The sequence below is a fragment of the Antribacter sp. NEAU-D49 genome (assembly GCF_057158775.1).
Genome location: NZ_JBXTSN010000016.1, coordinates 50,625 through 63,848, shown reverse-complemented (window position 1 = coordinate 63,848; position 13,224 = coordinate 50,625). Strand labels below are relative to the sequence as shown.

Annotated in this window: 14 protein-coding genes; 10 read left to right on the top strand and 4 right to left on the bottom strand. The window is 75.3% G+C overall.

Features of this window, described 5'->3' with window-relative positions; genetic code table 11:
• Positions 1-23 precede the first annotated feature (23 nt).
• The 9 genes from ykgO (at position 24) to AC060K_RS13530 (ending at position 10,667) form a co-directional block, all read left to right on the top strand.
• Positions 24-146: a type B 50S ribosomal protein L36 gene (ykgO, locus tag AC060K_RS13570; protein ID WP_069387640.1), complete on the top strand. Its 123-nt coding sequence runs from the start codon at positions 24-26 to the stop codon at positions 144-146.
• 21 nt (positions 147-167) lie between these two features.
• A complete protein-coding gene (gene rpmF, locus AC060K_RS13565; protein WP_125776148.1) occupies positions 168-335 on the top strand; it encodes a 50S ribosomal protein L32 in 168 nt (55 codons plus the stop codon).
• 47 nt (positions 336-382) lie between these two features.
• The gene (locus AC060K_RS13560) at positions 383-2,296 is read left to right on the top strand and encodes a TIGR03773 family transporter-associated surface protein (protein WP_483765922.1); all 1,914 of its coding nucleotides are present in this window, start codon (positions 383-385) and stop codon (positions 2,294-2,296) included.
• Between the two features lie 11 nt (positions 2,297-2,307).
• Positions 2,308-3,972, top strand: coding sequence for an anchored repeat ABC transporter, substrate-binding protein (locus AC060K_RS13555; protein ID WP_483765921.1), 1,665 nt, complete (start codon positions 2,308-2,310; stop codon positions 3,970-3,972).
• The gene (locus AC060K_RS13550; protein ID WP_483765920.1) at positions 3,969-4,925 is read left to right on the top strand and encodes a choice-of-anchor M domain-containing protein; all 957 of its coding nucleotides are present in this window, start codon (positions 3,969-3,971) and stop codon (positions 4,923-4,925) included. Before AC060K_RS13555 ends, AC060K_RS13550 begins: the two co-directional genes overlap by 4 nt.
• Positions 4,922-5,830, top strand: a complete 909-nt coding sequence (locus AC060K_RS13545; protein ID WP_483765919.1) for an anchored repeat-type ABC transporter ATP-binding subunit — start codon at positions 4,922-4,924, stop codon at positions 5,828-5,830. Before AC060K_RS13550 ends, AC060K_RS13545 begins: the two co-directional genes overlap by 4 nt.
• Entirely contained in the window at positions 5,827-6,750 is a 924-nt protein-coding gene (locus tag AC060K_RS13540; protein WP_483765918.1) for an anchored repeat-type ABC transporter permease subunit, read from the top strand. Before AC060K_RS13545 ends, AC060K_RS13540 begins: the two co-directional genes overlap by 4 nt.
• Positions 6,751-6,842: 92 nt before the next feature.
• Positions 6,843-7,394, top strand: coding sequence for a hypothetical protein (locus AC060K_RS13535; RefSeq protein ID WP_483765917.1), 552 nt, complete (start codon positions 6,843-6,845; stop codon positions 7,392-7,394).
• A 90-nt stretch (positions 7,395-7,484) separates the two neighbouring features.
• Complete coding sequence (locus AC060K_RS13530) at positions 7,485-10,667, top strand: choice-of-anchor M domain-containing protein (protein WP_483765916.1); 3,183 nt, start codon at positions 7,485-7,487, stop codon at positions 10,665-10,667.
• Here AC060K_RS13530 and AC060K_RS13525 read toward each other — a convergent pair.
• From AC060K_RS13525 to AC060K_RS13510, 4 genes are all read right to left on the bottom strand, one after another.
• Positions 10,664-11,908 carry a M28 family peptidase gene (locus tag AC060K_RS13525; protein ID WP_483765915.1) on the bottom strand — a complete coding sequence of 415 codons (1,245 nt, stop codon included), beginning with the start codon at positions 11,906-11,908 and terminating at the stop codon, positions 10,664-10,666. The genes AC060K_RS13530 and AC060K_RS13525 overlap by 4 nt on opposite strands.
• The gene (locus AC060K_RS13520) at positions 11,905-12,111 is read right to left on the bottom strand and encodes a hypothetical protein (RefSeq protein WP_483765914.1); all 207 of its coding nucleotides are present in this window, start codon (positions 12,109-12,111) and stop codon (positions 11,905-11,907) included. Before AC060K_RS13520 ends, AC060K_RS13525 begins: the two co-directional genes overlap by 4 nt.
• 35 nt (positions 12,112-12,146) lie before the next feature.
• The gene (locus AC060K_RS13515; protein ID WP_483765913.1) at positions 12,147-12,335 is read right to left on the bottom strand and encodes a hypothetical protein; all 189 of its coding nucleotides are present in this window, start codon (positions 12,333-12,335) and stop codon (positions 12,147-12,149) included.
• Between the two features lie 63 nt (positions 12,336-12,398).
• Entirely contained in the window at positions 12,399-12,578 is a 180-nt protein-coding gene (locus tag AC060K_RS13510; RefSeq protein ID WP_483765912.1) for a hypothetical protein, read from the bottom strand.
• Positions 12,579-12,648: 70 nt separating this feature from the next.
• Here AC060K_RS13510 and AC060K_RS13505 point away from each other — a divergent pair, with 70 nt between their 5' ends.
• Positions 12,649-13,062: a hypothetical protein gene (locus tag AC060K_RS13505; protein WP_483765911.1), complete on the top strand. Its 414-nt coding sequence runs from the start codon at positions 12,649-12,651 to the stop codon at positions 13,060-13,062.
• The last annotated feature ends 162 nt before the right edge of the window (positions 13,063-13,224 follow it).

The window sequence follows — 13,224 nt, the reverse complement described above, 5'->3', positions numbered from 1 at the left end:
AGCCGTACCGAAGGAGGAACGCCATGAAGGTCCGCGCATCGCTGCGGTCCCTGAAGGACAAGCCCGGCGCGAAGGTCGTGCGCCGGCGGGGCAAGACGTACGTGATCAACAAGCTCAACCCGCGCTGGAAGGCGCGGCAGGGCTGACGACGAAGGAAGGAGACCGACATGGCGGTCCCCAAGCGCAAGATGTCCCGGTCCCGCACGCGGTCGCGCCGCGCACAGTGGAAGGCCGAGGTGCCGCAGCTGGTCCCGGTGACGGTCGACGGTCGCGAGGTGCGCGTCCCCGCGCGACTGGTCCCGGCTGTGCGCCGCGGCCTGGTGGTGCCCGAGTGATGCGACGACGGACCAGCTGGAGGATCGCTGCGGCCACGCTCGGGAGCGTGGCCGCAGTGGTGACCTCGGCGCTGACGGTCGCCGCGCAGCCGCCCGCCGGCCAGACCCCCGCGGTGCCGGCCCTCGCGGTGCCGGCCCCCGCGGTGCCGGCCGACCGCGAGATCGTCCTCACCCGCGGCCACGTCGACGGGTTCGAGACCACGTACGACGCCGCGTCGGGCGCGCTGGTCCTCTCCGTCAAGGACGACACCCGCATCTACGGGGACGCCACGATGCTCCACCGGCCCGAGAGCACCACCTTCGCCTACGAGGACGAGCGCGCGGTCCAGGTGCTACCGCCCGCGACGGGCGCCTGGGCGTTCCTCGGCGAGCACGGCGGCACGGAGGCGTGGATCGCGACGCAGACCGGGAGCGAGCAGGAGTACCTGCCCTGGGTGGGGTGGAGCACCGAGCGGCTCACCGCCTCGCTGGCGGGCACGGGCATCCAGCCGGCCGCCGGGCAGCCGGTGACGCTCGACGTCGTCGTGGACGGGCCCGGCGACGTCCTGACCTTCCAGAACAACTCGTTCGGGCAGCCCGTCAACCGCTACGTCGACACCACCACGTCCGACGGCGGGACCATCCCCGTGGCCGCGAACGCCCACGTCCACACCAACTGGGTCTTCACCGCCGAGGGCGACTACACGTTCGAGGTCACGCCCTCGCTCGCCACGGTCGGGCACGGCACCCTCGGCGGCCCGACGGCGACCTATCACGTCCGGGTCGGCGAGCGCGCGGCGCCCACGCCGGAACCGAGCCCGACGCCGGAGCCGGAGCCCACGCCGGAGCCGAGCCCGACGCCGTCGGCGGAGCCCACGCCGACACCGGAGCCCACGCCGGAGCCGAGCCCGACGCCGACTCCGACCCCGACGCCCAGCCGGACCTCGAGCCCGTCGGCCACCCCGACCTCCGGCGCGCCGACGCCGACCCCCACGCGGGCGAACCCGTCGCCGTCGGCCGCTGGCCCGGCGACGCCAGACCCCACCACGACGCCAGACCCCACCACGCCCGGCCCCACCACGCCCGGCCCCACCACGCCGCCCGGCCCCGGGACGAACCCCGGGCCCACCGCGCCGCAGTGCACGCCGACGGAGGTCGACCGCAAGGTTCCCGCAGCCCCGGCTGACGGCATCTCGTCCGGCCATCTCGACTTCGGCGCGATGGTCGAGGGCGACACGCTCGTGGCCCGCGTGAAGGACGACCGGACGCAGCCTCCCGCCTGGGTGGATCCGGCGGGGCTCACGCTCCGGCTCAGCGACGCCGCGAAGCGCGAGGTCCCGGCCGACGGCGCGTTCTCCTTCCTCGGTACGCCGGGGAACCCGATCTGGTCGATCGGCCAGGTCCAGGAGGACGGCGTGCCGTGGCTGGGGTGGAACACCCAGCACCCGACGCTGCTGGAGCGCGCGACCGGCCCGGTCACCTTCCGGCTCGACGACGTGAGCGGTCCGGGGACCCTCGGCGTGTACGCGAACGGGACGTTCGGCGGGGTGGGTACCAAGTACCTCGGCACCATGGCGGGCTTCCCGCGGTCGATGGACGTGCCGCTCAACCAGCACGTGCACGGCAACTGGGTCTTCACGGAGCCGGGCGTGTACACGGTGACGATCACGCAGTCGGCCCCCGTCAAGGGCGGCGGCACGCTGAGCGCGACCGCCTCCCTGAAGTTCTCCGTGGGTGACGCCACCACGACCGAGAAGGTGTGGGTGGGCCGCACGGCCGACGGCGCGGAGTGCGCGCTGGCCCCCGACCAGGTCAGCGAGATCAAGGAGAAGGGTGGTACGTACCAGCCGCCGGGCGGTCCGCTGGCGAGCACCGGCGCGGACGCCTGGGGGCTGGGGGCGGGTGCGGTCGTCACGGCCACCCTCGGCGCAGCCCTCCTGCTCCTCGTCCGGCGGCGCCGCGCCGTCTCGGCAGCGGCGTGACGGGCGGCGGCGTGACGGGCAGCCGGGCGAACGGCAGCCGCGCGCGGCGGGCCGCGTGCGTCGCCCTGGTCGTGGCCGTCGTACCGGCCGGGTGTGCCGCACCCGGCCCGGCCGGCGGCCCCGGCGACGGGCGCGTGCAGGTGGTCGCGACCACGGGCATCCTGGCCGACCTCGCCCGCAACGTGGCGGGGGACCGCGCGGACGTCACCCAGATCGTGCCCGACGGCGCGGACCCCCACTCGTACGAGCCGACGCTGCGCGACGTCCGCGACGTGGTCTACGCCGACGTCGCACTGAGCAACTACCTGCTGCTCGAGGAGCACGCGGTGGTGAAGATGCTCGACGCGAACCTGCCGGACCACGCCACGAACGTCTCCCTCGCGGAGGCGGCGACCAAGTACGCCGCCGAGGTGATCCCGCTGGTGGAGAACCTGAACCTCGACACCGTGTGGCTGGGGCTGCGGGTGTCGGGCACGGGCGACGACCTCGGTGCCACCCGCGCCTCCGAGGTGCGGCTCAGCGCCACGTCGATCGAGGGCCCGGGCGACCTGTCCGGCTTCCTCACCGAGACGTTCGGCAACCCGCGGGCCTACTTCGACTCGTCCGACGGCATCCAGGCGGGCGACCGGGACAGCGTCACCCTGCCCGTGGACGCGCACACGCACATGAGCTGGGGCTTCACCGAGCCCGGCGTCTACCGGCTGGAGCTGGCGGCGGAGCTCCTCACGGACGACCTCGGCGCGCCCGCGCAGCTGGGCCGGGAGACGTTCACGTTCGCAGTCGGCGTGGACCCGCACGGGGTCGCGGCCGACCTGGCCGCCGGCCTCGGCGACGGCACCGACGTCGAGGTGCTCGACGCCGGGCACGCCGACCTCACCGTCCGGCTCGACGACCAGGACCTGGTGATCCAGGCCGACGCCACAGGCGACCCGGGCCACGGCGGCGACCCCGCAGAGGGCGACCCGGGCGCCGTCGGGCACCCCCACTCGCACGCCCTCGACCCGGCCAGGACCGTCGTGTCCGTGCCGGCGAAGGCGCTGGCGCCCGTGCCTGCCGGGAACGGCTTCGGGTTCCTGGGCCGGGCGGGCGACCCCGTCTACCTGCTCCCGCAGGCGGTGCTCGGCAAGCACGTGCACGGCGAGATCGACCCTCACCTCTGGCACGACGTGCGCAACGCCAAGGCCTACGTCCAGGTCATCCGCGACACCCTGGCCGACGCGGACCCGGAGGGGTCGGCCGAGTACCACGCGAACGCGCGGCGGTACCTGGCGCTGCTGGACGAGACCGACGCCTACGTGGCCAGGACGATCGCGGAGATCCCGCGGACGAGCCGCTACCTGGTGACGACCCACGACGCGTTCGCCTACCTCGGCCGCGCGTACGACGTCGAGATCGCCGGCTTCGTGGCGCCCAACCCCGCCACCGAGCCCAGCGTGGCGGACCGGGTCCGGCTCACCCGGACCATCCGGTCGCTCGACCTGCCCGCCGTGTTCCTCGAGCCGTCCGTCGCGGCGCGCTCGCAGGTGCTCGCGGAGGTGGCGGCCGAGAACGAGGTTGCGGTCTGCCCCATCTGGTCGGACGCCTTCGACGACCGCGTCACCACCTATGTCGACCTGATGCGCGCCAACGCGGACTCGCTCCGCCGGTGCCTGACCCGAGAGAGGAGCACCCCATGAGCACCCGTACCCGTGCCGCGCGCGTCCTGATCGCGGCTCTGCTGGCCGCCGTCCCGCTCGTGACCGCGCCCGCGGTGACCGAGGGCGAGGAGATCGTCGACGAGCAGACGGTCGTGACCGACGGCCACGTCGACGTCGGCCCACGGTTCGTCGAGGGGGAGTGGACCATGCTCGCCCGCGACGACCGTGCGTACCCGCCCGTGTGGCGTGCGCCGGAGGACGTGGTCTTCCAGCTCGGGGAGACGTCGGTGCTCGCGGCGCCGGACAGCCCCGACTACGCGTTCCTGGGCGTGAACCCGGGGACCCCGCTGCACGTGGTCCCGCAGACGCAGGCAACAGGCGTGCCGTGGCTCGGGTGGAACACCCAGCACCCCGGCGTCGTGGAGCGGCTGGCCGACGGCGCGCGGCTGCGCCTGGACGCCGTCGACGGGCCGGGCGACCTGGTGGTCTTCCTCCAGGAGGGCGTGTCCGGGCCGCCGAACGTGCTGTGGCGGTCGGGCGAGGCGCTGCCGCAGGAGCTCTTCATGGAGACCAACACCCACGTGCACGCCAACTGGGTGTTCACCGAGCCCGGCACGTACGTGCTCGACGTCGCCATGGTCGCCGACCTGGCCGACGGCGAGGCCGTCGAGGACACCGCCCGGCTGCTGTTCGCCGTGGGGGAGGGCACCGACCCGGCCGACGTGCTCGCCGCGGGTGCCCAGGCCGCCGAGACCGAGGCCGACGCCGAGGCGCAGCCCTCCGGCGAGCCCGCGGACGAGACGAGCGACGCCCCGGCGGCCGCGCCGTCGTCGGGCAGCGCGGGCGAGACCGGCGCAGCCGCATCCTTCGGGCCGGCGCTCTGGGCCGTGCCGCTCGCGCTGCTGCTCGCCGCCGTCGCGGTGATGGGGACGCTGCGCTCCCGGCGCGCCCGGGCCGAGGCCGAGCGCGACGAGCCGGAGGCCGGACGATGACCGCCACGGCGACCCGGCCGCCCGGGACGGACGCGATCCCTGCCGAGGCGGGGAAGGGCCTCGAGGTGGGCGGCCTCGTCGTCGAGCTGGGCGGACGCCAGGTGCTGCACGACGTCGACCTGCGTGCCGCCCCGGGCGAGCTCGTCGGGCTCGTGGGGCCCAACGGAGCCGGCAAGACCACGCTCCTGCGGACCGTGCTCGGCCTCGTGCCGCACGCCGGGGGACGGGTCGAGGTGGCGGGGCGTCCCGCCCCCCGCGCCCGGTCCCGCATCGGGTACGTGCCGCAACGGCACGAGTTCGCCTGGGACTTCCCGGTCACGGTGAGCGAGGCGGTGCTCGCGGCCCGGGTGCGCGCCGTCGGCTGGTTCCGGCGACCCGCCGTCGCCGACTACAGGGCCGTGCGTCGGGCGCTCGACCGCGTCTCGATGGCCGACCTGCGCGACCGGCCCGTCGGCGAGCTCTCCGGCGGGCAGCGGCAGCGGGTCCTCGTGGCCCGCGCCCTCGTCACCGAGCCCGCCGTGCTGCTCCTCGACGAGCCGTTCACCGGCCTCGACGTACCCAGCCAGGAGCTGCTCATGGACCTCTTCACCGGGCTGGCCCGCGACGGGGCCGCGGTACTGATGACGACCCACGACCTCGTCGGGGCCGTCCACGGCTGCGACCGGCTCTACCTGCTCGACCGCACCGTGGTGGCCTCGGGGACGCCGGCCGAGCTGTCCGGTCCCGAGCCCTGGCAGCGGGCGTTCCGCATCTCCGAGGGGTCGCCGCTCCTGGCGGCGCTCGCGGCGGCCGCCGCCGCCTCGACTGCAGGCCAGGCGACCTCGACCGCAGGCCAGGCGGCCGCGGCGGGCGTGCCCAGCGGTGGCCCGGCCATCGCCCGTACGACGACGGAGGACGACGCGTGATCTCCCCGGTGGACTTCTTCTCCGACTTGGTCAACCCGGACCTGGCGTTCCTGCCCAAGGCGCTGCTGGTGGCCGTGATGTCGGCGGTGGTGTGCGGGGTGATCGGGTGCCACGTGGTGCTGCGCGGCATGGCGTTCATCGGGGACGCCGTGGCGCACGCCGTGTTCCCCGGGCTGGCCGTGGCGTTCGTGCTGCAGGGGTCGCTCGTGCTGGGCGGCCTCGTCGGGGGCGTGGTCACGGCGGTCCTCGTGGCGCTGTTCTCCCAGCACCGCCGGCTGCGCGAGGACTCCGTGATCGGGGTGTTCTTCGTGGCGGCCTTCGCGCTGGGCATCGTCATCATCTCCGCGGCGCCGGGGTACAGCGGGTCGCTGCAGGACTTCCTGTTCGGGTCCATCGTCGGCATCCCGGACGAGGACGTCGCCCTGACGGCCTACGTGGGTCTCGGGCTGCTGGCCGTGCTGCTCCTGGTGCACAAGGAGCTCGTCGCGGTGAGCCTGGACCGGGAGTCGGCCCGGGCTGCCGGGCTGCCGGTGCTCTTCCTCGACCTGCTGCTGTACGTACTGGTCACGGTGGCGATCGTGATCTCGGTGCAGACCATCGGCAACGTGCTGGTGCTCGCGCTGCTGATCACCCCGGCCGCCGCCGCGCGGCTGCTGACCGACCGGCTGGTGCCGATGATGCTCGTCGCGCCCGCGATCGGCGGGGGGTCGGCCCTCGTGGGGCTCTATCTCTCCTGGAGCCTGGACCTCCCCGTGGGCGGCACGATCGTGCTGGTCGCCACCGTGGCGTTCCTCCTGGCCTGGTTGTTCGCGCCGCGGCACGGGGTGCTCCGGTCGCTCGTGCGTGCCCGGGGAGCGCGCCCTCGCCCGGGCGCACGCCCGCGCCCCCGCCCGCGGCCCGCCCTTGTGTCCGGATCGTGAGAAATGTTCGCCGAAGCCTTGTGCTCCGACAGAATGAGAATGATTATCATTACGACTCGCCATGGTGGCGGGCCGACAAGGAGGAGACACGCATGCGCACCATCCGAACGACCCGCCGCGTAGCGGCCACGCTCGGCACGCTGGTCCTCGCCGCGGGCGTCACCACGGCGCTCGCCGGCCCGGCGGCCGCGGCCGACCGGACCTCGGGGCACTTCGACGTCGCCGCCGAGATCACCTGCGACATGAACGGCAACGTCGTCGACGTCGAGGTGGGCGTCCACGAGCACGTGAACGGCAACCACGTCGAGCTCCCGGCGGGTGACTGGCTCGCCTACTCGAGCGGCTCCGGCCCCGCGGTCGGCTTCGCCGTCGAGGCCGACGGCTGCGACCCGGTGTCGGTCCAGTTCAAGCCCAAGCGGCTCCTCTCCACCAGCACCGGCGGCACCATGGCGGGCGTGAGCTCGGGCGGCTGGCTCACGTCGAGCAAGACGTCGGCGTCGGGCAGCGTCACGCTGGCCTCCGCGGGCCACGAGGACGTGTCGTGGGGCTTCTCCTCGACGGGCACGTACCTGCTGCCGTTCGACGTGACGGTCGCCGGCTACGGGACGGTCACCTCCGCCGCCGTGCCCTTCAAGCGGTCCTGACCACCTGACCACCGCGCCCGGCCGGGACCGGAACTCCTCGGCCGGGCGCGGTCCCCTTCCCCAGCAGACCCCACCCCAGGGACTCCCCACATGAACCCCTCCCGCCAGGGCGTGCTCCTCGCCGCTCTCGCCCTCGCCGCCGTGCCCGCCGTCGTGCCGGCCGGGCTGTCCGCGGCGGCGTCGTCCGTACCGGCAGTGTCGTCGGCCGCTTCCGGCCGCACCGTGATCGACGCGGGCACCGCGTACGTCGCCCTCACCCAGGAGGGCGGTCTCGGCCTCGCGCTCGACGCCGTCGCGCCGGGCGAGCCCGCCGACGCGGCGGGCACCCGGTACACGCTGGACGACGTCGTCCTGTCCGTGCCCGAACCCGCTGAGCTCCTCGTGGGCGACCATGCGAGCTGGCAGCCGATCGCCGACCCCGGCGACACGCTGCTCGGCCTGCCCGCCACCGGCGCCGGTCTGCGGCTCGGCGTGTCGCTGAGCGACTTCCCGCTCGACGAGAACCCGTTCGACGGCGTGGTGTCCCACTCCTTCGACCTCGCCCTGGCCCACGAGGGGCCCGGCCGGGTCGGGGCGGTCGAGCGCTACGACCACGCCACCGGACCTCGGGTGATGACCTGGTTCGCCGGGGCGGGCCTGCGGTCCGAGCCGGGGTACTCGCAGCAGCTCGTCGAGGGCACGCGGCCGGTCCGGGACTGGTACGTCACCGAGCCGGGGCTGCACTGCCTCACGGTGACGGTGTCCGGGACCCGCGTCGACCTCGACCTCCTGGGCGGGGGAGACCCGGTCGAGACGCCCGTCGGGCCGGCGACCGCCGAGCTCCGCCTTGCCGTCGGTGACGTCGCCGACCCGGCGAACGCTCCGTGCGGCACGCCCGCGGGCGGGGAGCCGACGCCGAGCCCGACGCCGTCCGCCGAACCGACGCCGGATCCCATCGCCAGCCCGGCACCGACCCCGGACCCGACCGGCGAGCCCGTCCCGGGCGACCTCACCGACCCCCGCAACAACGTGCTGCTGCCGCCGGAGCACACCGACGTGGCGCTCCGCGAGGTCGCGGGCCGGCTCGAGCTGGGCGTGCACGAGAAGCACGGGACGGTGGACCGCTGGCACGCCTCCGAGAACCTCGTGATCCACGTGTCCGACGCGGTCCGCACCACGGTGCCACCGCCCGCCGGCCTGGACTACACGTTCATCGCTCCTGCCGGGTCCACCGTCTGGCGGCTGCCCCGCAACGCCGACGGCAACGTCTACCTCGGCGTCTCCTCGGAGTCGTTCACGCCGTCCCGCTACGCCCACCTGCCGTCCCTCCGGCTGGAGAGCGTCACCGCCCCGGACGGCAGCCCGGCCCCCGGCCACTTCCTGCTCGGCGCCTCCCAGCAGCCACCGGTGCCCGGCATCGGCGGCGCGCCCTGGTTCTCCACCCGGCAGGGGCTGCCCCAGGCGTACCCCATGGCGTCGTTCGGACACTCGCACCTCACGTGGGACTTCACCGCACAGGGGACCTACTGCGTCCGGTTCGCCTCCCTCGCGACCACCACGACGGGGCAGCGCGCGGACGACGACCTCGTGCTGACGTTCGTCGTGGGCGGCGCGAGGTACGACCCGGCCAGCGCCCCCACCTGCGCCCAGCGCGACGTGGCCCGTGCCCGCAGCCACGCGGCCGCGCCGCAGCAGGCGCCCGCCGGGGTGGTCTCGCGCGCCGAGGCTCCCGACCCGGGCAAGCGGGTCGGCTTCACCGACCTCGCGCCGCGCCTGGCCGACGGCGACCTGCGGCTGGACCTGCTGCGCGGCGACCAGCGCGGGCACGGTACCCGCTACGCCGCGGCAGACCTGGTCCTCGCGACCGGGGCCGCCACCCTGACGGACCCGGGCCTCGCGGGCGGCTCGCCGGCGCACGCCTTCCTGCCTACCAACGGCGCCCACGACGCGCTCAACCTGAACCTCACGGGGCTCGACCCGGCCGCCTGGCGCGGCGACCTCACCTGGACCCTCGACGCCGTCGACGGGCCGGGCGGGGTCGTCGTGCAGGACCGCCACCGGCTGACCGACGGGCGGCCGACGACCCTGCTCAGCACGCTCGCCGCGGCCCCGCGGAGCACGGCGGTCGCGCCGGGCGGCGCGAACCACCTCGGCTGGTGGTTCACCGCCCCCGGCCGGTACTGCGTGCGCACGACGCTCTCGGGCACGACGGCGGACGGCGAGACGCTGTCCGCCGCGACGACCCTCACGATCGCCGCCGGGGTGGACCCGGCGGACGTGCAGCCGTGCACACGCTCCGGCGAGCCGACGCCCACACCGACGGCCGGCCCCAGCCCGACGCCGTCGGAACCGGGGCCCGGCACGTCGGGCCGGGCCGTGCTCGACCGCGGCCACGTCGACGTGCTGGCGCGCGTGGGCGCAGGCTCCCTCGACGTGGTGGTGCGGGACGACCGCACCGTGCCCGCCACGGAGCACGACGCGTCCGACGTGACGTTCGACGTGCCACCGGCCGCACGGGTCACCGTCCCGGCCGACCGGGCGTACGGGTTCCTCGGGGAGGCGGGCACGCCCGTGTGGGTGCTGCCGGAGACCCAGGTCAGCGGGATGGTGTGGCCGGGCTGGAGCCTCGAGGCGGCAGCCGGGGCCCGGGCTCCAGCGGTCCGGTGGACGCTGCGCGAGCTCGACGGACCGGGTGGGTTCGCGTTGTTCGACAGCGGCGGTGACGCCTGGGGTGCGCCCCGCGTGCTCCTCGGGAAGGACGCGGCCTCCTTCACGTTCGACGAGCACGGCCACGGCTCGTGGGCGTTCGGCGCCGCGGGCGTCTACTGCCTGGACCTGGGGATCGCGGCCGTGGACGCCGGGGGACAGGCCGTGCCGGGCGTGGCCGACGCCGCGACGCTGCTCTTCGCGGTCGGGGTCGACGCCGGGCGTGTGACGGAGGAGCACTGCGGTCTCACGGCGGAGGAGGTGGGCGCCGTCCTCGGAGGTGGTGGACCGTCACCGACGGCGTCGCCGACGGCGTCGCCGTCGTCCACGCCGGGCACCGCGGGCGGGCCGGGGGCGTCGGGGGCGCCGTCGGCCGGGGGGCCGAACCTCGGCAACGGGCCCGGGGCGGGCGGCCCGGGCGGGGCCGGCCCTGGTGCAGGCGGCCCGCGAGCCTTCACGGGACCGGGCGGGACGCTCGCCTCGACCGGGTTCGGGCCGGCGGGGGCCGTCCTCACGGCGCTGTCCCTGGTGGCCGCCGGGCTGACGGTGCTGGTGTCGCGGCGGCGTGCCGCGCGGGCGCAGCGCTAGGAGCGCCGGCCAGGCAGCTGTTCCCCGTCCGACGCTGAGACGGGGAACAGCTGCCTGGTCGTCGGGCGCGGCGGTCCTGCGAGACGCTCGACGGTGCCGACCAGGAGCGACGTCGCCGTGACGAGGGTCGCCGTCTCTACCCGGTCCGGCGTCTCGAGCGGCGTCTGGTACCCCGGCATACCCATGCCGATCCCGGCCGTGGCGAGACCGGCCGCGGCGTACCGGCGGTTGTCCGACGGCATGGCGCGCGCCCGCAGGGGAACACCCAGCTGCCGTGCGGCGCCGTCGAGCGCCGCGAGCAGGCCCTCGGCCGGGCCACCGGCCTCGACGTGCGCCTCGCTGAGCGCGGCGGCCCCGTCGAGGTTGATCACCTGCGTCCCGGCGGGCACGGTCGGGGCGTGGGCGGCGGAACCGTGCGCGCCGGCCTCCTCGCCGTCGAGCAGCGCGACGGTGAGGCCGACGTCGGGCGGCAGGAGGGAGTGCAGCAGGCGGGCGGCCTCGATGACGGAGGCGACCCCGGACGCGTTGTCGCAGGCCGCGGGGAAGCGGGCGGCCGCGGGGTCGCGACCCGCCGGGTCGTCGCCGACGCCGTCGTAGTGCGCGGTGAGGAGGAAGGCCGGGCGGCCGCGCCGCGGGGTGCGGAACGTGCCGAGCACGTTGCGGCCGTGCACGTCGACGGTCCGCAGCGGGACGGACGCGCTGACGGTGGTTCCGCGCGACCCGCGGAGCAGGTCGTGCAGGTCCTGGCGCAGGGCCAGCACCGGCAGCGGCGCGCTCGTGCGCGCGGCGATCATCTTGGGCATCCAGCCGGCGGCGTCGGTGCCGCGCGGGACGAGCACCCCTGCTGCGCCGGCCGCAGCGGCGGCGGTCACCGCGTCGGGGGAGCAGGCGTCGTGCAGGGTCCAGGACCCTGCAGTCCCGGGTGTCTCGGCCACCGGCCCCGTGACGAGCGCGGGCTGGTCGGCGGAGGCCAGGTGCTCGCAGAACTCCCGGCGGAAGGCCAGGTCCCGCCGGGTGCCGCCGGCCCACCACGACAGGGCCGGAACGCCGTACAGCTCGCGGACCGCGCCCGCGACGGCCAGCTCCTGGGACGACACCTCGGCGCCCGCCGAGCCGAGGACGCCGGCCAGGTAGCCGGCGGCCGCGCGGCCGCCGTCGGTCCCCACGCGCCGGCCCGCGAACGGGCCGGCAGCGAGGGCGTCGACGACGGCGCGCAGCCGCGCCGGGTCCGGCTGGGTCACCCGCAGCATCCGCCGCTCGCGGGGGCCGACGACGGCGCCGCCGTCTCGGGTGCGGCCGTGCCGCAGCACCCGCCGGACGCGGGCTGCGCGGAGTCCTCGGCGGAGGCGGAGGCTCCGCCGCAACAGCCGCCGGTCTCTGCCACCGGGGTCAGCGCCTCCAGCGGGCTGCCGTCGAAACCGCCCGTGGTCGTCGTCTCAGTCATGACTTCTCCTTCTGTGGTGTGTCGGTGCGTGCGGGTCAGAACGGGCGCATGAGGAGGTGTGCCGCCTGGGTTCGCGCCTGCTCCCGGGCCGCCTCACCGCGGCACCGTCGGTCGCAGAGCTCCGCGCACCGGTCGCAGTAGGTGAGGACCTCCGCGTGTCGCCCGCCGAACAGCCGGGCGAGTGTCGCCCGCGTACGTCGTCCCTTGTCAAGCATGCTTCTCATGGCCAACTCTCGTCGTATCGAAGGATGTCGATGCATGAAGGTTGGCATCCAGATCGACAAGTGTCAATACGTCGGGTTGGGCCTCTGTACGGGCTCGTGCGGACGTCGGCCACGGGTCGACACCGTGCCGAACAGGAGGCGCATCCGCTCGACCACCGGGAGCATGAGCAGCGTGCACTGCTCCGCGACGTCGACCTCGCCGAGGTGTCCCAGCCGGGTCGCACCCGGTGGTCCAGGCTGCACCTCGCCGCCCGGTCGCTCAGCCGGTATCAATGTCTTGAGGACTGATACCGGCTGAGCGAGAGGGAGTCCGATGAGCTCCGGCGACGGCACGCGCTTCGCGATCGACGCGGTCACGGCGCTCCGTATCGTGCGCGACGACCCGAGCCTCGGCTCCCGTCGCCCGCTCGTCGGTCCTGCGGTGCTGCGCAGCCACGTCCTGTCGCTCCTGCACCACGAGGTCCGGGAGGGGCTGCTGGACGAGAAAGCTGCCCGTCGCCAGCTCGAGGACCTCGCCACCCTCAAGATCCGCCTGCTCGGGGACCGGGTGTCCCGCGCCGTCGCCTGGAAGCTCGCCCGCCGCCTCGACTGGGACGACACGATGCCGGCCGAGTACCTGGCCGTCGCCAGCCTCCAGGCGGACGTCCTCGTCGCGGGGGACCAGCGCATCGCGGCGGCGGCGGAGGGCATCGTGGCGCTCGCGGAGTACGACGAGCTCCGCGGCTGAGGTGACCTGCGGCTCAGCAGCGAGTCCTGGCGACGTGCTCGCTCAGGCAAGAGCGTGGTGGGGTTCTTGCTCGGCTGAGTCGTGGGGGGGGGGCGCCCCCCCCCCCGCCCCCCGCGCCCGCGGGGCAGGGGTGGGGGGGGGTGAGGGGGGGGCCGGGCCCCC

Excerpts from the sequence above, each read along its gene's own strand:
- ykgO (WP_069387640.1), top strand. The coding sequence starts at position 24 with ATGAAGGTCCGCGCATCGCTGCGGTCCCTGAAGGACAAGCCCGGCGCG.
- rpmF (WP_125776148.1), top strand. The coding sequence starts at position 168 with ATGGCGGTCCCCAAGCGCAAGATGTCCCGGTCCCGCACGCGGTCGCGC.
- AC060K_RS13550 (WP_483765920.1), top strand. The coding sequence starts at position 3,969 with ATGAGCACCCGTACCCGTGCCGCGCGCGTCCTGATCGCGGCTCTGCTG.
- AC060K_RS13545 (WP_483765919.1), top strand. The coding sequence starts at position 4,922 with ATGACCGCCACGGCGACCCGGCCGCCCGGGACGGACGCGATCCCTGCC.
- AC060K_RS13535 (WP_483765917.1), top strand. The coding sequence starts at position 6,843 with ATGCGCACCATCCGAACGACCCGCCGCGTAGCGGCCACGCTCGGCACG.
- AC060K_RS13530 (WP_483765916.1), top strand. The coding sequence starts at position 7,485 with ATGAACCCCTCCCGCCAGGGCGTGCTCCTCGCCGCTCTCGCCCTCGCC.
- AC060K_RS13520 (WP_483765914.1), bottom strand. The coding sequence starts at position 12,111 with ATGACTGAGACGACGACCACGGGCGGTTTCGACGGCAGCCCGCTGGAG.
- AC060K_RS13515 (WP_483765913.1), bottom strand. The coding sequence starts at position 12,335 with ATGAGAAGCATGCTTGACAAGGGACGACGTACGCGGGCGACACTCGCC.
- AC060K_RS13505 (WP_483765911.1), top strand. The coding sequence starts at position 12,649 with ATGAGCTCCGGCGACGGCACGCGCTTCGCGATCGACGCGGTCACGGCG.